Below are 20,043 nucleotides of genomic sequence, written 5' to 3'. Positions count from 1 at the left end.
TATTAATACTTCAATGCTTATAGATAGAGAATATTCTCTATTTGATGGCAGTGCGCAGTGAACGTAATGAAAGTCATTTATTTTATATTTATTAACCAAACGGCTGCGCTTTCCTACAAGCCTGTTTTTTCACTGTAGAAACCCAGCTGACAACGGTTATAATCATCACTGGTTTGACGGCAACGGGATTGCGTCGCAGCGTGAATGCGCGATCGTTGTGCAACTAAATGATAACCAGAGGATTTTCTTTGCAATCTACTGAGAACAAGGCATGACATCTTTGATACGGATATTGTTGAGTAATGATGACGGTGTGACGGCTCCCGGTATCCAGGCGCTAGCTTCTGCGCTGCGCGAATTCGCCGAGGTGACGGTGGTTGCGCCCGACAGGAATCGCAGCGGCGCATCGAACGCGCTGACGCTGGACTCACCCTTACGTATTCAAACCTATCCCAACGGTGACACTGCTGTTATTAACGGAACCCCAACGGACTGCGTCTATCTCGGCGTTAATCGGCTGATGCAGCCGCGCCCGGATATTGTTGTCTCAGGCATTAACGCTGGCCCGAATCTGGGGGATGACGTTATTTATTCCGGTACCGTCGCTGCCGCAATGGAAGGGCGGCACTTGGGCTATCCTGCGCTTGCCGTGTCACTCGACGGCCATCAGCATTACGATACCGCTGCGGCTATCAAGAAAGCTGATAATGAGACCGTTATTCCCGCTGCACTGAAAATAGTCCGCAAACATTATGAAAATCAGGGTAAGCATTTTATTATCAGTATGGCCCCTGAAATTCCTTATCTGACCGAAATTACCCCAGAGTATATAAACTATATTAAAAATCTGGATGGCTACTATGATTTTATTGCTCCGCAATATTATAACCAGGGCGCGTTCGGGATTGGCTTTGAACCTGAAGACACCTCAGACGGCGTCTATTGGGTTAATTATCGCCAGGATGATGACTCTAAAAAATATGAATTCCTTTATCACTTTACTAAAGAACTGATTGCTAACCCACACGGTAAGGCAGCAGTGAAAATCCCTGCCAATAAATTAGTTATCGGCTTGCCAAGTAATAACTCAGCGGCTGCAACAGGTTTTGTCAAAACGCCGCAGGACGTGTATCGCGTTTTCAAAGATTTAGAAAAAGAAGGCATGCCGTTAAGAGGGGTGATGACCTGGTCGATAAACTGGGATGAAGGTGAAAATGTCTCTCATCAGGGCTTCAACGGCCAGTTCCGTAAAGATTACACCGACCTGATTTACGGCGAAAATGCTATCGTGACGCCAGACGAAGATACCACGGCGCCGAGCGTACCTACCCATCTGCATGGAGAAGCGACCGCCAGCAGCATTCATCTGACCTGGACGGCCTCGACAGACGACAACGCCGCAGGCGTTCATCATTATGAAATATATCGTAATAATGTCAAAATTTCCGATGCTCCCTCCCATGAATACACCGACGTTAATTTACAGGAAAACGTCGAGTATCATTACACCGTCAAGGCCGTCGACGCCGCAAACAATATTTCTGCCGCCAGCGATGTTCTGAGCATCAAGACCGAAAAAGCCCCGGCACACGACGCCCAGGCACCCACCATTCCCACTCAGTTGGTAGCAACGCAGGTTGCACAAAATAGCGTGACGCTGACGTGGAAAGCCTCAACGGATAATGTGAAAGTGTTGGGTTACGAGATTTTCCGCAATGGCAAACTGGCATTTAACGTGAAAGAAATCCGCGTTGAGGACAAAAATCTTCAGCCGGATACCACTTACCACTATCAGATAAGTGCGACGGATATCTCAGGCAATAAGTCCGGCCTTTCCGAGATGCTGTCCGTTACCACCAAAGAGAAAAGTGACGACAACGGTGGTGCGCACCCGGCTTACAAAGAAGGCACCCATTATCAGGCCGGTGACATCGTTACCGCCGCTGACGGCAACGCCTATCAGTGTAAGCCCTCGCCTTATACCCCATGGTGTAGCGGCGTGGCGTGGGCCTATGCGCCTTCTACCGGCAGCGCATGGCAACAGGCGTGGGACAAGAAGTAAATTCTTAGAGTACAAAAACATAGAAAGCCGGCTAGCCGGCTTTCTATGTCAACTTTGAACCCCCTCCTCGTGAGGGGGTAATTGTTGCGCAGAAGATTATTCGCTGATATCCGCGTCGCCTTCACCCTGTCCCATCAACTCACGGACCAGGCTGGTGGCAAAACTGCCCGCGGGCAGCCAGAACTTAAGCTCCAGCGTCGCCTCGTCCAGCGGTTTCCAGACGATGTTCTGCGGGTGCAGCATAATGGCACGGCGCGCAGGATCAACACGTTCACGCTTGAGCAGAGACAGCAGCGGCGTCTGGTCCTCAATGCAGCTCAGCTCGAAAGCTTCGGCATCCTGCTGTGAACCCAAAGGACCATCACCCGGCAACGGTGCCGTGATCAACAGCTCACCGCTGGCCACGCGCGACTGCACCGACTCCAGCTCTTCTTCCCTGGCAACAAACCAGCTGCCGCGTCCGCTCAACTGAAGCGCATCACCCAGCATCGCCTCACTCATCAGCCCTTTTGCCAAACGCTGGCTGGCGACAATGTTAAACATCGCGCTACGGCTCGCAGAAAGATAGAAGCTGCGCTTAGGACGCTCTTTAACGCGGATTTCGTCCTTCGCCCAGCGGGTCGCCTGCAGCAGATTATTGCCGCCGCGCCCAAAGCGCTGCACGCCAAAATAGTTCGGCACGCCCTGTAACACAATCTTCTCCAGACGCTGCTCAATGTCTGCAAGGTCGGTCAAATCGCGCAGTACCAGTGTGAATGCATTGCCTTTCAGTGTACCGATACGCATCTTTTTCAGATGACGAGCAAAGCGCACCACTTCACAGCCTTCGAGCTGGAACTGGCTGAGGTCCGGGTTTTCTTTCCCCGGCAAATGCACACAGAACCACTGCTCGGTAACGGCGTGGCGGTCTTTAAGACCCGCATAGCTTACCGAACGGGGATGCACACCGGCGAAACGGGCCAACTGCTCGGCGACAAACTGGGTGTTACAGCCGGTCTTGCGGATGCGCACCAGCAGATGCTCCCCTTCCCCGTCCGGCTCAAAGCCAAGGTCTTCCTCAACGATGAAATCTTCTGGATTGGCTTTCAGCGTACCGTTCGAAAGCGGCTTGCCGTACAGCCAGGTCAGATTATTCATGTCCATTGCATCAGGCCTTGATCAACAGGGCAACGGCTTCACAGGCAATGCCTTCGCCGCGGCCGGTAAAGCCCAGCTTTTCAGTCGTAGTGGCTTTCACATTGATGTCGTCCATGTGGCAGCCCAGGTCTTCGGCGATGAAGACACGCATCTGCGGCACGTGCGGCAGCATTTTTGGCGCCTGCGCGATGATGGTGATGTCGAGGTTACCGAGACGATAGCCCTTCGCCTTAATCTGACGATAGGCTTCACGCAACAGCTCGCGGCTGTCTGCACCTTTATAGGCCGGGTCGGTATCCGGGAACAGTTTGCCGATATCACCAAGCGCGGCAGCACCGAGCAGAGCATCAGTCGCCGCATGCAGGGCAACGTCGCCGTCTGAATGTGCCAGCAGACCCTTTTCATAAGGGATACGCACGCCGCCGATCACCAGAGGGCCTTCGCCACCAAATTTATGTACGTCAAAACCGTGACCGATACGCATCATGCGCTCTCCTCTTGGTGTAACTGAGTTAAATAGAATGCTGCCAGTGCCAGATCTTCTGGACGGGTAACTTTAATATTATCGGATCTTCCCGGCACTAACTGCGGATGATAACCACAGTATTCGATGGCCGAGGCCTCGTCGGTCACGGTAGCGCCTTCATCAAGCGCACGTTCCAGACAGGCTTTTAACAGACCCAATGGGAAAAACTGCGGCGTAAGCGCGTGCCATAAATCCTGACGGTCGACGGTATGGGCGATTTTCTCAATCCCCGGTTCACCGCGCTTCATCGTGTCGCGTACCGGCGCGGCAAGGATCCCGCCAACGTTACTCGTTGCGCTGATAGCCAGCAGTCGCGTCAAGTCATCAGGATGCAGGCACGGACGTGCCGCGTCATGAACCAACACCCAGGACGCGTCTCCCGCCTGCTTGAGCCCGGCCATAACCGAATCGGCACGCTGCGCGCCACCGGTCACCGCCTGAATACGCGGGTCCTGCGCAACAGGCAACTGGGCAAACCAGGTGTCCTGAGGACTGATAGCGACCACCACTTTCCTGACGCGGGGACTGCGCAGCAGCGCATTGATAGCGTGCTCGAGCAGGGTTTTCCCTTCGATGGTCAGATATTGTTTAGGAAGTTCGCTTTGCATGCGGCTGCCAATACCGGCGGCGGGCAACACCGCGACGATATCGGCCGAGGAGACGGCTGTGTGGCTCATGGATTATTGTTGATTCTTACTTGCGTTGTGTTGGAAGCCTGATTGCGCTTGTTTTGGTCTGGCACCAGGCGATAGAAACTCTCACCGGGCTTGATCATGCCCAGCTCATTGCGTGCGCGTTCCTCAATCGCCTCCTGACCGCCATTAAGGTCGTCAATCTCTGCGAAGAGTTGGTCATTGCGTGATTTAAGTTTGACGTTGCTGGCCTGTTGCACCTCAACATCATCGTTAACCCGCACGTAATCGTGAATACCGTTCTTACCCAGCCACAGTGAATACTGCAACCAGCCTAGAATAATCAATAATAGCAGCGTTAATTTGCCCATTCCGCCCCCTGAAATAGCCGCTCAATCATCCCACAACTTTCACTTTGACTCCACACTGAAGGGGAAATTGGCGAGCAGATTAGGAGTTAAGTTAAGAATAAGTCCCCAAATGACACAATGGTTTACAACCGTGAGGATAAAAACGATTAAAAGCTGCGCAGAAAGGCGGAGAAAAATGAGAACGAGGAGGCGATTACCAGCCGCTGAGAAACTTGAACACGGTCCAAAATACGCAAAATACCACCAGACCGGTCAACGGCAGAGTCTTCCACAGACGACCGCTGAACAGCATGCTGAAGGCGATACCGATAAGCACCGAGATAGGCATCAGCGCCAGAAAGAACGGCCAGGTATAGAGCAGGAAAAACAGCGTATTGGAGCCGTAGATGACAAAAGGAAGGGAAAACGCCAGCCAGAAGAACACAAATCCGGTGCAGCCGCCGACCATGGAGTAGGAAGGTTCTTCGCTCTCCTTTACCGACGGCTTCTTACGCTTGATGTCGATGAATAACTGACTTAACGTTTGCATGGTTCAACCCCTGTTGTTTCGCTGTACACCGACACGCTCTTCGGCGTTTTGCCAGCAACATTCAGGGATTGATAATACCTCGACCACGCAGCACAGCTAATAATTGCGGGACCAAATGTGTTACTAATTGTTCACCATCGAGGTGAATATCAGCCTCCAGCGGCGGCTCATAAACCGAGTCGATACCGGTGAAGTTTTTCAGCTCTCCCGCGCGCGCTTTCTTGTATAACCCCTTAGGGTCACGCGCCTCGCAGATAGCCAACGGCGTATCGACAAATACCTCGATAAACTGCCCGTTATCCAACAACTCACGTACCATCTGACGCTCGGCGCGATGAGGTGAGATAAACGCAGTAAGCACCACCTGTCCGGCGTCTACCATCAGCTTGGCTACTTCCCCGACGCGGCGGATATTTTCACGTCTGTCGTCATCGGAAAAGCCCAAATCGCGACACAGTCCGTGTCTTACATTGTCACCATCGAGAAGATAAGTGCTCACGCCGAGGCTGAAAAGCGCCTGCTCCAGCGCGCCTGCCACGGTGGATTTACCCGACCCTGAAAGGCCGGTAAACCACAGCACCACGCCGCGATGCCCATGCTGCTTTTCGCGATCCGCACGCGTCACCGCGTGCGGATGCCAGACGATATTTTCGTCCTGAAGGGCCATATTACTTGCCACCCAGCAGGTCGCGCGCGCCCCAATGTGGGAAATGACGACGAACCAGCGCGTTCAGCTCAAGCTCGAAGGCGCTGTAAGCCCCTTTTTCTTCATAAACCTGTTCAAGCGCTTCTCGCACCAGACCCGCACCGACGGTTACGTTGCTCAGGCGATCGATAAAGATCATGCCGCCGGTCACTGCGTTCTGCTGATAGTTGTCCAACACCAGCGGTTCGTCGAAGGCCAGCTCAATCAGACCGATGCCGTTCAGCGGCAGGCTGTCGACCACGCGTTGAGTCAGCGAGTTGATCTCAACCTGATATTCGATGTTCTCGACGCGCGCACGGGTCTTCTTGCCACCAATCTTGATGTCATAGCTCTGGCCCACGCTCAGCGGTTGTTCGGCCATCCACACCACGTCAACCTTGGCGTTCTGCACCGCTTTTACCGTCTCGTTGGCGTCCACCAGCAGGTCACCCCGGCTGATATCAACCTCGGTGTCCAGCACCAGCGTAATCGCCTCTCCGGCCCAGGCTTCCTGCAGGTCGCCGTCGAAGGTCACGATACGCGCCACGGTGGACTCAACGCCTGATGGCAGCACCTTGATTTTCTGCCCTACGCGAACGGAACCGGAGGCCAGCGTACCGGCATAACCACGGAAGTCGAGGTTTGGACGGTTCACATACTGCACCGGGAAACGCATCGGCTGCTGTTCACGCACGTTGATGATGTTGACGGTTTCCAGCACGTCGAGCAGCGTCGGGCCAGTGTACCAAGGCATCTTCTGGCTTTCGGACGCCACGTTGTCGCCTTCCAGCGCGGAAAGCGGCACGAATTTAATGTCCAGATCGGTTGGCAACTGCTCGGCGAAGGTCAGGTAGTCTTGCTTGAATTGCTCGAATACCTCTTCGCTGTAGTCGACCAGGTCCATCTTGTTGACTGCAACCACCAGATGACGAATCCCCAGCAGCGTTGCGATAAAGCTGTGACGGCGGGTCTGATCCAGTACGCCTTTACGCGCATCGATCAGCAAAATTGCTAGGTCGCAGGTCGATGCGCCGGTCGCCATGTTACGGGTGTACTGTTCGTGCCCCGGGGTATCGGCGATGATGAATTTACGTTTTTCAGTTGAGAAGTAGCGATAAGCCACGTCGATAGTAATGCCCTGCTCACGCTCGGCCTGCAAACCGTCAACCAGCAGCGCCAGGTCAATCTTCTCGCCCTGAGTACCGTGACGCTTGCTGTCATTGTGCAGTGAAGACAGCTGATCTTCATAAATCTGACGTGTGTCGTGCAGCAGGCGGCCGATTAGCGTACTTTTACCGTCATCCACGCTGCCACAGGTCAGGAAGCGCAGCAGACTTTTGTGCTGTTGTGCGTGCAGATAAGCTTCTACGCCGCCCTGCTCAGCGATTTGTTGTGCAATTGCGTTATTCATAGTCCGTGCTCCTTAGAAATACCCTTGACGCTTTTTAAGCTCCATCGAACCCGCCTGATCGCGGTCGATGGCACGCCCCTGACGCTCGCTGGTGGTGGAAACCAGCATCTCCTCGATGATTTCCGGCAGCGTTTGCGCTTCGGACTCCACCGCACCGGTCAGCGGCCAGCATCCCAGAGTACGGAAACGGACCATTTTCTCTTCAATCTCCTCGCCCGGCTGTAGCTCGATACGGTCGTCATCGACCATGAGTAGCATACCGTCACGCTCCAGTACCGGACGCGGTGCGGCCAGATACAACGGAACAATCTCAATGTTTTCCAGATAGATGTATTGCCAGATATCCAGCTCGGTCCAGTTAGACAGCGGGAAGACGCGGATGCTTTCACCCTTGTTGATCTGGCCGTTGTAGTTGTGCCACAGCTCTGGACGCTGGTTTTTCGGATCCCAACGATGGAAACGATCGCGGAACGAGTAGATACGCTCTTTGGCACGCGATTTCTCTTCATCACGACGAGCACCGCCAAAGGCAGCGTCAAAACCGTATTTGTTCAGCGCCTGCTTCAGGCCTTCGGTTTTCATGATATCGGTGTGCTTGGCGCTGCCGTGTACGAACGGGTTAATGCCCATTGCCACGCCTTCCGGGTTTTTATGCACCAGCAGCTCAAAGCCATAATTCTTCGCCGTACGGTCGCGAAACTCATACATCTCTTTGAATTTCCAGCCAGTATCGACGTGCAGCAGCGGGAAAGGCAGCGTGCCGGGGAAGAAGGCCTTACGCGCCAGATGCAGCATCACAGAGGAGTCTTTACCGATGGAATACATCATCACCGGGTTAGCGAATTCAGCCGCAACCTCGCGGATGATATGGATGCTTTCCGCCTCCAGCTGTCGTAAATGGGTGAGTCGTTTTTCGTCCATATCAGATCCTTAAGCCAAATTCACGACCGTCGGGCGTTGTGCACCGGCAGTCTCTGGATGATGCCCAAACCAGGCGAGTTTGTGATGAAGTTCAACCACTTCACCAATAACCAGCAGGGCCGGCGACGGCGCCTGTTGGGCTAATTGTTCTAAATTTTGCAATGTTCCGGTCAACACCTGTTGGTCTGCGCGCGTACCGCGACCAATCACCGCCACCGGCGTTTCGGCGGCGCGCCCGTGGGCGATAAGATGATGACTGATGTCCGAGGCTTTCATTGCGCCCATATAAATCGCCAGCGTCTGTTGCCCGCGGGCGAGTTCGGACCATTGCAGGCCATTGCCGTCAGTGCGGATTTGGCCGGTAATAAACATCACGCTCTGCGCGCGTTCGCGGTGCGTCAGAGGAATACCGGCATAGGCCGTTGCCCCGGCTGCGGCGGTAATTCCCGGCACCACCTGAAAAGGAATGCCAGCCGCGGCGACCACTTCAAGCTCTTCGCCACCGCGACCAAAAATGAACGGGTCACCGCCTTTCAGCCTGACCACTTTTTTTCCCTGCTTCGCCAGGTCGACCAAGAGTCGATTGGTTTCTTCCTGCATCACCAGATGGTTGCCCGCACGCTTACCGACGCAGATTTTCTCCGCGTCGCGGCGCACGAGGTCCAATACCTCATCGCTAACCAGGAAGTCATACAGCACCACGTCGGCCTGTTGCATGACCTGCAATCCACGCAGCGTCAGAAGCCCCACGTCGCCGGGACCCGCACCGACCAGCGTCACCATCCCCTGATGAGTCGCCTCGTCCGGCGCATCCATCAGCTGCTTTAACGCCTGCTCCGCCTCATCGAACTGCCCCCCAGCGGTCAATGAAGCGAAGCGGCCGTCAAAAGCCTGCTCCCAGAAACGACGACGGGCAGACATCGAGTTAAAACGCTGCTTGACGCGTTCACGCCAGCTACCGGCGATTTCCGCCATTTTACCGAGGCTGGCGGGCAGCAGCGTTTCGAGTTTTTCACGCAGCATTCTGGCCAGCACGGGCGCCTGCCCGCTGGACGAAATAGCCACCACGATCGGCGAGCGATCGACAATGGACGGAAAAATAAATGAACATTTAGGCTGATCGTCAACGACATTGGCCAGCACGCGGCGCTGATTAGCGTCTTCATACACGCGGGCGTTAAGCTCAGTGTCATCCGTTGCGGCGATCACCAGAAATACGTCATCAAGCTGCTCAGGCTGATAAGACTGAGACAACCAAAGAACGTCAGACTGCTGGTGCAGAGACTCCACTTCACCAGACAATGCCTGTGCGACGACTCTCACTTCCGCACCTGCTCGCAGAAGAAGATCAATTTTGCGTGCAGCCACTTCGCCACCGCCAACGACCAGTACCGGACGTTGTTTCAGGTCGGCAAATATAGGGAGATAGTCCACAACAACCTTTATGCATAAACAAATCGATAATATGACTATACGGCGTGGCCGTTATCGAGATGAAATGACGAAATGGAATGATTAGTTCCAGAATGGAATATAGCCAGTAAAAAGCTCGTTTTGAGAAAACTGTAAATTGTTAATTTCGTCGCCGAATCGCATACTACGGGCAGACTTTTCAAGGACGCCTGATAAGGATTTTTAGTATGCTTTCTCTCCGCCACGTAGCGCGTTCAGCACTGTTACTCACGCTGAGCGGCTGGTATGCGGTCTCTGCCGTGGGACATCCCTTAAAAAATCCGCCACTCGGCCACATGGCGGAACAGCAGACGCGACACATTGCCACCTATTTTCCGGGAAGAATGGCCGGCAGCCCGGCTGAAATCATCGCCGCCGATTACCTTAATCAGACGCTGAACAAAATGGGCTACCAGAGCCATCTGCGCGCGTTTGAAGCTCGTTATCTTTACACCAGTCAGGACGGCCGCCAGAACTGGCACAGCGTTCACGCCACCTCAGTAATAGCCGACCGCGCAGGCGAAGTACCGCAACAGATAGTGGTCATGGCGCATTTCGATACCTATCTGCCGCAGAGCGATAAGGACAGCGACGAGAATCTCGGCGGCCTGACGCTACAGGGCGTCGACGATAACGCCTCCGGCGTCGGTGCTATGCTCGAGCTGGCGCAGCGGATGAGCCAAGAGTCGACGCACTACAGCCTGCGTTTCGTCGCCCTGAGTGCACAGGAGGCCGGTGAGCAAGGTGCAAAAGACTATCTCGACAGCCTGACGCCGGAGGAGAAAAAACGCACGCTGCTGGTCATCAATCTGAATTCGCTGATTGTCGGTGACCGACTGTATTTCAACAGCGGTGTGAATACCTCGTCCGTCGTCGCCAAGCTCTCGAGGGACAAGGCGCTGAGCATCGCGCGTCGCCTGGGCATCGACGCCGCACGCAGCCCGTCGGGAACCAGCTGCTGCGAGGGGCTGAAGGCGCTGGACGACCAGCATATTCCGCTGATGCTGGTCTCCGCCAGCGACTGGCGACTGGGGAAACAGGATGGGCAGCAGCAGCGTCCGATAAGCTCTCACTTCCCGGCCGGCACCAGCCGCTTCCAGGGGCGGATAGACAATCTGCAATATCTTGACCGCTATCTGCCAGGGCGCATCGCCAGACGTGAAAAAGACAGCGTGAGAATTCTGCTGCCTTTACTGAAAGAGTTAGCGACGCCTGAGGGACGTTAAAAAAAAATCCCCCATCGTGTGGGGGATTTGAAAACTGATTATTCGTGCAGTCCGCACTCACGCTTAAGGCCGAAGAACCGAGTTTCCTCTTCCTTCATCCCCTCTTCCCACTTTTTGGTGGTGTGAGTGTCGCCAACGGACAGATAGCCCTGATCCCACAGCGGGTGGTAGCTCAGCCCGTGCTGCTTTAGATACTGGAAGATCTGACGGTTGTCCCAGTCGATGATCGGCAGGATTTTAAACACCCCACGCTGCACCGCCAACACCGGTAGATTGGCACGGCTGCCCGACTGCTCACGACGCAGACCGGCGAACCAGGTCTGCGCCCCCAGCGTTTCAAGCGCGCGGTTCATTGGTTCAACCTTGTTGATCAGGTTATATTTCTCGATGCCCTCAACGCCCTGCTCCCACAGCTTGCCGTACCGCGCTTCCTGCCATGCGGCAGAGTGCTCGGCGCGATAAACCTTAAGATTCAGGTTCAGTTGCTCAGTCAGGGTATCGATAAACTGGTAGGTTTCCGGAAACAGATAGCCGGTATCCGTCAGGATCACCGGAATATCCGACTTCTGACGCGTGACCAGATGCAGACACACCGCCGCCTGAATACCGAAGCTGGACGACAAGGCAAACACGCCCGGCAGATTTTCCAACGCCCAGCTCACGCGCTCTTCGGCCGAGAGTTTTTCCAGCTGGCCGTTAACCTCGGCCAGTGCCAATGCCTGCCCGGACTTGGGCAGTGCATTCAGTTCTGTTAGGGAGAGTAAGCTCATATCGCCTCCTGTCAGTCGTAAAAATCGCGAGCGGGATCGAGCACCGGCTTGATGATGCCTGCGCGGATCACGTAATCGCCAAAGCCTTCATCGGTCTCGCGCTCTTTTGCCCAGCGTCCGACCAGCTCATCGATAATCGTCAGGATCTCGACATCGCTGATGTTCTCACGATACATGCGTGGAATACGCGTACCCTCACGGTTACCGCCCAGATGCAGGTTGTAGCGGTTCATCGCTTTACCTACCAGGCCGATTTCAGCCAACAGCGCACGGCCACAGCCGTTAGGGCAACCGGTGACGCGCAGGACGATGTGTTCCTTGCCGACCCCGTGCTGATGCATGATGCCTTCTACCTTGGTCACAAACTCTGGCAGGAAGCGCTCTGCTTCGGCCATAGCCAGCGGACAGGTTGGGTAGGACACGCAGGCCATCGAGTTTTTACGCTGCTCGGTCACGCCGTCATCGATCAGACCGTGATTGCGCGCCAGCGCCTCGATAGCGTCTTTATCTTTCTCATCGACACCCGCCACGATCAGGTTCTGGTTCGCGGTCAGACGGAAATCGCCTTTATGAATGCGGGCTATCTCGGCCAGACCCGTTTTCAGCGGACGACCCGGGTAGTCCAGAATACGTCCGTTTTCGATGAACAGCGTCAGGTGCCATTGGTTATCAATGCCCTTCACCCAACCGATGCGATCGCCACGGCCGGTGAATTCGTAAGGACGCACGTCACCAAAGGTGATACCCGCACGCTTCTCGACTTCAGCCTTGAAGGTCTCGACGCCGACGCGTTCCAGGGTGTATTTGGTCTTGGCGTTCTTACGGTTGGTGCGGTTACCCCAGTCGCGCTGAGTGGTTACTACCGCCTCAGCGACCGCCAGCGTATTTTCGAGTGGGATAAAGCCCAGTTCGCTTGCGGTGCGGGCATAGGTCGTCTTATCGCCATGCGCGATAGACAGTCCACCGCCCACTAACACGTTAAAGCCAACCAGTTTACCGTTGTCGGCAATCGCCACGAAGTTCAGATCGTTGGCGTGCAGGTCCACGTCGTTCTGCGGCGGGATAACGACCGTCGTCTTGAACTTACGCGGCAGATAGGTTGCCCCCAGAATCGGCTCTTCGTCGGTAGTCTCGACCTTTTCCTGATCCAGCCACACTTCGGCATAGGCGCGGGTACGCGGCAGCAGATGCTCGGAAATCTTCTTCGCCCACTGCCAGGCTTCGAAATGCAGCTCGGACTCTACCGGGTTAGAGGTACAGAGCACGTTACGGTTCACGTCGTTGGCGGTTGCCAGCGCGTCAAGGCCCAGCTTGTTCAGCAGCTGATGAACCGGTTTAACGTTAGGCTTCAGAATGCCGTGGAACTGGAACGTCTGGCGGTTGGTGATACGAATGCTGCCGTAAATCGTACTGTCTGCGGCGAATTTATCGATGCCGAGCCACTGCTCGGGGGTCATCACACCGCCCGGCAGACGGCAACGCAGCATCATCGCATGGCGCGGCTCGAGCTTCTGCTCGGCACGCTCGGCGCGAATGTCACGGTCGTCTTGCTGGTACATGCCGTGGAAACGGATCAGCAGGAAGTTGTCGCCGTTGAAACCGCCGGTCAGGCCGTCGGTCAGATCCTCGGTAATGGTGCCGCGCAGAAAGTTACTTTCTTTCTTAAGACGTTCAGCGTCGGTTAATTTGCCTTCGACCACCAAAGGTCCGGGATGTTTTTCGTTCATAGTTTCAGTGCTCATTAATAGACATCTCGCTGGTAACGACGGTCAAAACGCAGCTCGCTCAGGAATTCATCGGCGTCTTCAAGGCTCATGGAACCGTGCTCGGCAATCAGCTCAAGCAGCGTCTGCTCCACGTCTTTCGCCATGCGGTTGGCGTCACCGCAGACATAAATATGTGCGCCTTCCTGCAGCCATTGCCACACTTCAGCGCCTTTGGCACGCAGCTTGTCCTGAACGTAAACTTTCTCGGACTGGTCGCGCGACCAGGCCAGGTCAATATGGGTTAACAGTCCATCTTTGACATAGCGCTGCCACTCAACCTGATAAAGGAAATCTTCGGTAAAGTGCGGATTACCAAAGAACAGCCAGTTTTTACCGCCCGCACCGTCGTTATCACGCTGCTGCATAAAGGCGCGGAAGGGCGCAATACCGGTGCCCGGGCCGATCATAATGACCGGTGCCTCAGGATCGGCCGGCAGACGGAAGTTATCGTTGTGCTCGATGAAGACGCGGACTTCACCGTCTTCTTGCAGTCTGTCAGCAAGATAGCCCGACGCTCCCCCGGTACGCGCACGGCCATCAATTTCGTAACGCACTACGCCGACGGTAATGTGGACTTCGGTGTCGGTTTCCGCCTGTGAAGAGGCAATAGAATAAAGCCGTGGCGTCAGCGGGCGCAGCATATCAACCAGTTGCTGAGGCTGAAGCTCGGTCGGTGCACGGCGAATCATGTCGACGAACGGCGTGTTCTGTGCAAACTGTTGCAACGCGCTCTTGTCGGAAACCAGCGCCAGCAGGTCGGCGTCGCGACATACGGCGGCGTACTTGTCGACAATGACCGTGGTGTTCTGCGTCAGCTCGATATGATGCGTAAGCGCATCGCTCAACGCGAGCGTTTTGCCGTGGACTTCGACCGGCTCATCGCCTTTCAGCCACAGCAGCTCGAGCAGTTCTTTCACCAGAGCAGGACTGTTTTCGAACCACACGCCCAGCGCGTCACCCGGCTGGTAGCGCAGGCCAGAATCGCCTAAATCAATTTCAATATGGCGCACGTCTTTATCAGAGTTGCGACCCGTAATTTTCTGGTTGACCGAAAGCAGCGCCGTCAGCGGCTGTTCCTTGGTGTAAGGGCTGCTGTCGAGCTGATTCACGTTTCCAGCGACGGTAGCCGCCAGCGCGGCAGGACCTTCGGCAGGTACGCGCTTTTTCAGTACCTCAACCACATTTTGAATCCAGTCAGCGGCCTGGTGCTGGTACTCAACGTCGGCGTCTACGCGGTCGAGCAAACGCTCTGCGCCGAGTTCACCCAAACGGCTATCAAAGTCCTTACCCGCCTGACAGAAGAATTCGTAAGAAGTGTCACCCAGGCCAAACACCGCGAAGGCCGTATCGGACATTTGCGGCGCCTTTTTGGAAAGCAGGAACTTGTGTAGCGCCACAGCCTCTTCCGCCGGCTCGCCCTCTCCCTGTGTAGACGCGACGATCAGCAGTAATTTTTCCTGGCCAATCTGCTTGAACTTGTAGTCACCGGCGTTGACCAGGTTAACGTTAAGCTTAGCCGCAACCAGCGCATCGCGCAGCTGCTCGGCCAGACGGCGTGCGTTACCGGTCTGGGACGCTGAGATAAGGGTAATCGATGCCGCCGCAGCGACTGGAGCAGGTGCCGCCACCGCGCCCGACTGCTGGTTAGTCAATCCCCAAAAATAACCTGAAAGCCAGGCTAACTGGGTCGGCGAATAGTCACCAATCGCCGATTGCAGCCGTGTCATTTGCTCCGGGGTTAACGGAAGCAAAGATAGAGGAGGAGCCTGAGTCGTCATCGCGGTACGAATTCCCTTATTGCTTAAGCCAGTTTCAGCGGGCCATTAAATGATTAAGAATTTGATAGCTTGTAAGGTTAACCAGCAGGATCATAACAATTAAATAAGTGATGGGAATATTAAATAACCATAATGACTAAGTGTTTTTTCAGGTAGAAACTATCGGTAAAAGTGGTAAAGCCGCAGTTATAGGCTACTGAAATAACTAATAAAAAAATCAGGTTTATTCATCGGGGGTAAATTCAGGAGTCTAGATGAGAAAACCCCGCATTTGCGGGGTTAAAAATTTCTTTGAGTTCACAGGCTTGCCGTCAGAAAGTGGCGCAGAACATCAGTCCGTTATGGATTGAACTCGTGCTGCTGCTCGAAGCGCGAGAACTGCCCTGCGGCGTAAATCGACATTTTGATATCGCTATGGCCGATATCCGGAAGCGCCACAAAGTGCCAGTTAAACGGCATGTAGTTTTGCTCTGCCTGCTGCTGAGAGGTGGTGAAAAAGTTCTCGGCACGGTCAAGACGCGTTACGCCTTGCGCCATCGCGCCCTTGGAGTGACGCAGCAGACGATTTTCAGGATCGTCGTCATTGGTCCCCACCGCAATGAGAATAGGTTTGGCAAAGTACTCGGCCAACTGAGACTGACTGACTTTTATCGGCGAGGCGCGCAGACCGTAAGGCCAGCGCTGGTCGGTATCCGGCAGCGTCCACCAGCCAGCGGCGGAGCAAATAGCGGCCTTGACCTCTGGCTGCGGCAGCAGGGTCAGCATACGGTGAACGAACTGGCAGCCCGCGCTGTTGCCAAACAGATAATACTGAGACTGAGTGGTGATTCCTTGCTGGCGCATGGCGTTGAAAATGTCATTCACCAAGGTGAAGGTCCACTGCGACTTAGGCAGCCGGTGATGCGTTTTCGGATCCTGGATATTTCCCAGGTTATAGCCATAGCTGCCGGGGAAGTCCTGATCGGTAAAACGCGGAACCACGATGCGGAAATGGTATTGGTCGGCGATTTTGATCCAGTCGTTGCGGTAGGTGGATGCGTTACGATCGACACCCGTCATCGCCATAATCACCGGGGTGCTGGCGTCGGTACCGGCGGGCTGATAGGTGAAGACTTCGACAGGTTTTTTGTTGCCACCAACCGGGAAGTAAAAGCTGCCGGTGCCATCGGCCAGGGTTTTTAACACTATCCCAGTGGGCTTGGCGGGGGCTTTAGAGACAGCAGGCTTGGCCGGTGCTGCGGGCGTCGTAACCGTTTGACCGTTAGCAGGGGCAGCTTTTGCAGCGGAAACCGCAGACGGCGTCACCGCAGGCGATGGCGCAGCAGGCGCAGCGGGCGCAGTTTGCGGTGTAGCCGATGCTGCCTTGTCAGGAGCCGCAGGCACAGGGGTATTTACCGCCGGTGCATCACCCGCAGTGGGTAATTTATAGGGGATCGATAGTTCATCGGCTTTAGCTGTTGCAGAAACTATCAGCAACAAAATGGCCCAACGCAGCGCTCTAATCATTCACTATCTCAATAGGTTAATATCCAACGCCCCCAATGTAAGTCATCGAGTCACATTGAGTAAATACACCAAAGCTCAATATCTGTCTATTTGCAGAGCAGATAAGTCATGGCGTAAGCGGCCAGATTCCGTTAATATGCCGCGTTTTTTGCAGTCAACGAGACAGTGTTATGACCACTACATTATTTAAAGATTTTATGTTCGAAGCCGCTCATCACCTGCCTCACGTTCCCGCAGGGCATAAATGTGGCCGCCTGCATGGGCACTCTTTTGCCGTGCGTCTGGAAATCACCGGCGAAGTTGATCCACACACCGGCTGGGTCATGGATTTTGCTGAGCTGAAAGCCGCGTTTAAACCGACCCTAGACAGCCTGGATCACTATTATCTCAATGATATCCCGGGCCTTGAAAATCCAACCAGCGAAGTACTCGCCGAATGGATCTGGAACAAGATGAAGCCTCAGCTTCCCCTGCTGAGCGCGGTGCGCATCAAAGAAACCTGCACCGCCGGCTGCGTTTATCGCGGTTAAACTGCTCGCCTAACCTCTTTTCAAAGCCCTTGTTGCTGTGGCAAGGCGCAAAGTGCGCAAGTCCCGATGAGCTGACATAAGTCAGTGATTCGGGCGAGTAAGCGAAGCAACGCCGCCACAGTGACAAGACCAAAGAAAGAATTTTCAAAGCCCTTGTTGCTGTAGCAAGGCGCAAAGTGCGCAAGTCCCGATGAGCTGACATAAGTCAGTGATTCGTGCGAGCAAGCGAAGCAACGCCGCCACAGTGACAAGACCAAAGAAAGAATTTTCAAAGCCCTTGTTGCTGTGGCAAGGCGCAAAGTGCGCAAGTCCCGATGAGCTGACATGAGTCAGTGATTCGGGCGAGTAAGCGAAGCAACGCCGCCACAGTGACAAGACCAAAGAAAGAATTTTCAAAGCCCTTGTTGCTGTGGCAAGGCGCAAAGTGCGCAAGTCCCGATGAGCTGACATAAGTCAGTGATTCGGGCGAGCAAGCGAAGCAACGCCGCCACAGTGACAAGGGCGAAGAAAATTAGGCGATGTTTAAATACTTATGGGTCTGCATTGACAACCGCCAGTTTTTGGCGATGCACGTCGCGATACACAATTTAGTGGCTTCTTCTTTCTGACTGATCGGCTGTAGGGCGATAATACGCGCCTTCTGGTCGGTCAGTGTCGCAAGCAACACTTCCAATGCATCGATATCACGCTGGCGTGCGACCGGATGCTTAATCTCGTCTGCTCGCTGCAGAGCCTGCGGCAGAATGTCGTAACCGCCACGCATATTCACTTTTGGAGAAACCGTCACCCAGGTCTTGGCAGAACAGCGCACTTCATGCGTGCCACTGGTTTCAATCTGGCAGCTATAGCCCAATGATTCCAAAAGCTCGGTCAACGGCTGCAAATCGTAGATGCACGGCTCACCGCCGGTTATCACGACGTGGTTGGCCGTCCAACCCTGATTCTTGATAACCTGATGCAGCTGCTCGGCGGTGGCATTGCCCCACGCGTCGCTCTCTTCGGTTTTAACCAGGATACGCTGCATATCGACTTCACGATCGGCGAATTTTTCCCAGGTGTGTTTCGTATCGCACCAGCTACAGCCCACCGGGCAGCCCTGTAAACGAATAAAAATAGCCGGCACGCCGGTAAAATAGCCTTCCCCTTGCAGGGTTTCGAACATCTCGTTAATCGGGTACTGCATGTGTATCTCAGTGTTAAGGAGCCAACGGCTATTATCGCAGACATCGCGGGTTGCGCCAAACCTATCGCGGAATCGCACAACTTTCAGAAATCTTCGATTCACCGCGTTGCTCGGCTAATAAAGGGGGTTTCTAATAAAGTAAAAAACCCGCCGAAGCGGGTTTTGTGAAGCCAGGGTTCAGAAATTACTGACCTTTAACTTCTTTCAGACCGTTAAACGGGGCAGGAGTACCCGCAGCCGCCAGTGCTTCTTCGATACGAATCAGCTGGTTGTATTTAGCAACACGGTCAGAACGGCTCATAGAACCGGTTTTGATTTGGCCCGCAGCGGTACCGACTGCCAGGTCGGCAATGGTAGCATCTTCAGTTTCGCCTGAACGGTGAGAGATAACGGCAGTGTAGCCAGCATCTTTCGCCATTTTGATCGCAGCCAGAGTTTCGGTCAGTGAACCGATCTGGTTGAATTTGATCAAGATGGAGTTAACGATGCCTTTTTCGATACCTTCTTTCAGGATTTTAGTGTTGGTAACGAACAGGTCGTCGCCCACCAGCTGGATTTTGTCGCCCAGAACTTTAGTCTGGTAAGCAAAACCGTCCCAATCAGATTCGTCCAAACCGTCTTCGATAGAAACGATTGGGTACTGTTTAGTCAGGTCTTCCAGGAAGTGAGTGAACTCTTCAGAAGTGAAGGCTTTGTTACCTTCGCCAGCCAGAACGTATTTACCGTCCTTATAGAATTCTGAAGCTGCACAGTCCATCGCCAGAGTGATGTCTTTGCCCAGCTCGTAGCCTGCTGCTTTAACCGCTTCAGCGATTACAGCCAGGGCTTCGGCGTTAGAACCTAGGTTAGGCGCATAGCCACCTTCGTCACCAACAGCAGTTCCCATGCCTTTAGATTTCAGAACTTTAGCCAGAGTGTGGAAAACTTCAGAGCCCATACGTACGGCTTCTTTCAGAGTTTTCGCGCCCACAGGCTGGATCATGAATTCCTGGATGTCGACGTTGTTGTCGGCGTGCTCACCACCGTTGATGATGTTCATCATTGGCAGTGGCATTGAATATTTACCAGGAGTGCCGTTCAGTTCCGCAATGTGTGCGTACAGAGGCAGACCTTTTGAAGCAGCAGCAGCTTTAGCCGCAGCCAGAGAAACCGCCAGAATCGCGTTAGCACCGAACTTGGATTTGTTTTCGGTACCGTCAAGCTCGATCATAATCTTGTCGATGTTAGCCTGGTCTTTTGCGTCTTTGCCTTGCAGAGCCTGAGCGATAGGGCCGTTAACCGCGTCAACCGCTTTAGTTACGCCTTTACCCAGAAAACGAGATTTATCACCGTCACGCAATTCCAGAGCTTCGCGAGAACCCGTTGACGCACCTGATGGTGCAGCAGCCAGACCTACGAAACCGCCTTCCAGATGAACTTCAGCTTCTACGGTCGGGTTACCACGGGAGTCGATGATTTCACGACCGAGCACTTTAACGATTTTGGACATTAGGATTTCCTCAGTACAAGTTAACTAAAGCTTCGGACTCAGGATGCGCCGCACTCCGGCAGCGCACCT

18 protein-coding genes and 1 pseudogene are annotated in these 20,043 nt (G+C 54.2%); 4 read left to right on the top strand and 15 right to left on the bottom strand.

Going from position 1 to position 20,043, the window contains the following annotated elements:
- Nucleotides 1-283: 283 nt before the first annotated feature.
- Both surE and BS640_RS02345 read left to right on the top strand, forming a co-directional pair.
- Nucleotides 284-739: pseudogene (surE, locus tag BS640_RS22345) on the top strand (5'/3'-nucleotidase SurE); the annotation flags it as partial.
- A gap of 45 nt (nt 740-784) precedes the next feature.
- Nucleotides 785-2,062, top strand: a complete 1,278-nt coding sequence (locus BS640_RS02345; protein ID WP_241528084.1) for a fibronectin type III domain-containing protein — start codon at nt 785-787, stop codon at nt 2,060-2,062.
- Between the two features lie 96 nt (nt 2,063-2,158).
- On the opposite strand, the gene truD is transcribed toward BS640_RS02345, so the two are convergent.
- From truD to cysG, 9 genes are all read right to left on the bottom strand, one after another.
- Nucleotides 2,159-3,205 carry a tRNA pseudouridine(13) synthase TruD gene (truD, locus tag BS640_RS02340; RefSeq protein WP_017490861.1) on the bottom strand — a complete coding sequence of 349 codons (1,047 nt, stop codon included), beginning with the start codon at nt 3,203-3,205 and terminating at the stop codon, nt 2,159-2,161.
- Nucleotides 3,206-3,209: 4 nt separating this feature from the next.
- Nucleotides 3,210-3,683: a 2-C-methyl-D-erythritol 2,4-cyclodiphosphate synthase gene (gene ispF / locus BS640_RS02335; RefSeq protein WP_026110390.1), complete on the bottom strand. Its 474-nt coding sequence runs from the start codon at nt 3,681-3,683 to the stop codon at nt 3,210-3,212.
- A complete protein-coding gene (ispD, locus tag BS640_RS02330) occupies nt 3,683-4,402 on the bottom strand; it encodes a 2-C-methyl-D-erythritol 4-phosphate cytidylyltransferase (RefSeq protein ID WP_017490863.1) in 720 nt (239 codons plus the stop codon). Before ispD ends, ispF begins: the two co-directional genes overlap by 1 nt.
- Entirely contained in the window at nt 4,399-4,728 is a 330-nt protein-coding gene (gene ftsB / locus BS640_RS02325; RefSeq protein WP_017490864.1) for a cell division protein FtsB, read from the bottom strand. The genes ispD and ftsB overlap by 4 nt, the downstream gene beginning before the upstream one ends.
- 193 nt (nt 4,729-4,921) lie before the next feature.
- Nucleotides 4,922-5,257, bottom strand: coding sequence for a DUF3561 family protein (locus tag BS640_RS02320; RefSeq protein WP_017490865.1), 336 nt, complete (start codon nt 5,255-5,257; stop codon nt 4,922-4,924).
- Between the two features lie 61 nt (nt 5,258-5,318).
- A complete protein-coding gene (cysC, locus tag BS640_RS02315) occupies nt 5,319-5,924 on the bottom strand; it encodes an adenylyl-sulfate kinase (RefSeq protein WP_241528082.1) in 606 nt (201 codons plus the stop codon).
- A 1-nt stretch (nt 5,925) separates the two neighbouring features.
- On the bottom strand, nt 5,926-7,353 hold the full coding sequence (cysN, locus tag BS640_RS02310) for a sulfate adenylyltransferase subunit CysN (RefSeq protein ID WP_017490867.1): 1,428 nt from the start codon (nt 7,351-7,353) through the stop codon (nt 5,926-5,928).
- A 12-nt stretch (nt 7,354-7,365) separates the two neighbouring features.
- The gene (gene cysD / locus BS640_RS02305) at nt 7,366-8,274 is read right to left on the bottom strand and encodes a sulfate adenylyltransferase subunit CysD (RefSeq protein WP_017490868.1); all 909 of its coding nucleotides are present in this window, start codon (nt 8,272-8,274) and stop codon (nt 7,366-7,368) included.
- 9 nt (nt 8,275-8,283) lie between these two features.
- Nucleotides 8,284-9,708, bottom strand: a complete 1,425-nt coding sequence (gene cysG / locus BS640_RS02300) for a siroheme synthase CysG (protein ID WP_017490869.1) — start codon at nt 9,706-9,708, stop codon at nt 8,284-8,286.
- A 206-nt stretch (nt 9,709-9,914) separates the two neighbouring features.
- Here cysG and BS640_RS02295 point away from each other — a divergent pair, with 206 nt between their 5' ends.
- Complete coding sequence (locus BS640_RS02295; RefSeq protein ID WP_017490870.1) at nt 9,915-10,952, top strand: aminopeptidase; 1,038 nt, start codon at nt 9,915-9,917, stop codon at nt 10,950-10,952.
- A gap of 38 nt (nt 10,953-10,990) precedes the next feature.
- Here the strand turns inward: BS640_RS02295 and BS640_RS02290 are convergent, their stop codons facing one another.
- From BS640_RS02290 to BS640_RS02275, 4 genes are all read right to left on the bottom strand, one after another.
- Complete coding sequence (locus tag BS640_RS02290; RefSeq protein ID WP_084911764.1) at nt 10,991-11,722, bottom strand: phosphoadenylyl-sulfate reductase; 732 nt, start codon at nt 11,720-11,722, stop codon at nt 10,991-10,993.
- 11 nt (nt 11,723-11,733) lie between these two features.
- A complete protein-coding gene (cysI, locus tag BS640_RS02285) occupies nt 11,734-13,449 on the bottom strand; it encodes an assimilatory sulfite reductase (NADPH) hemoprotein subunit (protein WP_017490872.1) in 1,716 nt (571 codons plus the stop codon).
- Between the two features lie 14 nt (nt 13,450-13,463).
- Nucleotides 13,464-15,266: an NADPH-dependent assimilatory sulfite reductase flavoprotein subunit gene (cysJ, locus tag BS640_RS02280; RefSeq protein WP_084911762.1), complete on the bottom strand. Its 1,803-nt coding sequence runs from the start codon at nt 15,264-15,266 to the stop codon at nt 13,464-13,466.
- A gap of 339 nt (nt 15,267-15,605) precedes the next feature.
- A complete protein-coding gene (locus BS640_RS02275) occupies nt 15,606-16,772 on the bottom strand; it encodes a hypothetical protein (protein ID WP_084911760.1) in 1,167 nt (388 codons plus the stop codon).
- 170 nt (nt 16,773-16,942) lie between these two features.
- On the opposite strand from BS640_RS02275, the gene queD reads away from it, so the two are divergent.
- Nucleotides 16,943-17,302, top strand: a complete 360-nt coding sequence (queD, locus tag BS640_RS02270; protein WP_017490875.1) for a 6-carboxytetrahydropterin synthase QueD — start codon at nt 16,943-16,945, stop codon at nt 17,300-17,302.
- Nucleotides 17,303-17,813: 511 nt separating this feature from the next.
- Here the strand turns inward: queD and queE are convergent.
- Nucleotides 17,814-18,485 carry a 7-carboxy-7-deazaguanine synthase QueE gene (gene queE / locus BS640_RS02265; RefSeq protein ID WP_084911758.1) on the bottom strand — a complete coding sequence of 224 codons (672 nt, stop codon included), beginning with the start codon at nt 18,483-18,485 and terminating at the stop codon, nt 17,814-17,816.
- Between the two features lie 184 nt (nt 18,486-18,669).
- On the bottom strand, nt 18,670-19,974 hold the full coding sequence (gene eno / locus BS640_RS02260) for a phosphopyruvate hydratase (RefSeq protein WP_017490877.1): 1,305 nt from the start codon (nt 19,972-19,974) through the stop codon (nt 18,670-18,672).
- Nucleotides 19,975-20,043: the final 69 nt, after the last annotated feature.

Origin of the sequence: Rouxiella badensis (assembly GCF_002093665.1) — a bacterium.
Lineage (GTDB): Bacteria > Pseudomonadota > Gammaproteobacteria > Enterobacterales > Enterobacteriaceae > Rouxiella > Rouxiella badensis.
Note: the sequence above shows the minus strand (reverse complement) of the source record. Positions and strands in the feature narration are given on the sequence as shown.

Coding starts and splice junctions, on each gene's coding strand:
- BS640_RS02345 (WP_241528084.1), top strand. CDS start 785: ATGGCCCCTGAAATTCCTTATCTGACCGAAATTACCCCAGAGTATATA.
- truD (WP_017490861.1), bottom strand. CDS start 3,205: ATGGACATGAATAATCTGACCTGGCTGTACGGCAAGCCGCTTTCGAAC.
- ispF (WP_026110390.1), bottom strand. CDS start 3,683: ATGCGTATCGGTCACGGTTTTGACGTACATAAATTTGGTGGCGAAGGC.
- ispD (WP_017490863.1), bottom strand. CDS start 4,402: ATGAGCCACACAGCCGTCTCCTCGGCCGATATCGTCGCGGTGTTGCCC.
- ftsB (WP_017490864.1), bottom strand. CDS start 4,728: ATGGGCAAATTAACGCTGCTATTATTGATTATTCTAGGCTGGTTGCAG.
- BS640_RS02320 (WP_017490865.1), bottom strand. CDS start 5,257: ATGCAAACGTTAAGTCAGTTATTCATCGACATCAAGCGTAAGAAGCCG.
- cysC (WP_241528082.1), bottom strand. CDS start 5,924: ATGGCCCTTCAGGACGAAAATATCGTCTGGCATCCGCACGCGGTGACG.
- cysN (WP_017490867.1), bottom strand. CDS start 7,353: ATGAATAACGCAATTGCACAACAAATCGCTGAGCAGGGCGGCGTAGAA.
- cysD (WP_017490868.1), bottom strand. CDS start 8,274: ATGGACGAAAAACGACTCACCCATTTACGACAGCTGGAGGCGGAAAGC.
- BS640_RS02295 (WP_017490870.1), top strand. CDS start 9,915: ATGCTTTCTCTCCGCCACGTAGCGCGTTCAGCACTGTTACTCACGCTG.
- BS640_RS02290 (WP_084911764.1), bottom strand. CDS start 11,722: ATGAGCTTACTCTCCCTAACAGAACTGAATGCACTGCCCAAGTCCGGG.
- cysI (WP_017490872.1), bottom strand. CDS start 13,449: ATGAACGAAAAACATCCCGGACCTTTGGTGGTCGAAGGCAAATTAACC.
- cysJ (WP_084911762.1), bottom strand. CDS start 15,266: ATGACGACTCAGGCTCCTCCTCTATCTTTGCTTCCGTTAACCCCGGAG.
- BS640_RS02275 (WP_084911760.1), bottom strand. CDS start 16,772: ATGATTAGAGCGCTGCGTTGGGCCATTTTGTTGCTGATAGTTTCTGCA.
- queD (WP_017490875.1), top strand. CDS start 16,943: ATGACCACTACATTATTTAAAGATTTTATGTTCGAAGCCGCTCATCAC.
- queE (WP_084911758.1), bottom strand. CDS start 18,485: ATGCAGTACCCGATTAACGAGATGTTCGAAACCCTGCAAGGGGAAGGC.
- eno (WP_017490877.1), bottom strand. CDS start 19,974: ATGTCCAAAATCGTTAAAGTGCTCGGTCGTGAAATCATCGACTCCCGT.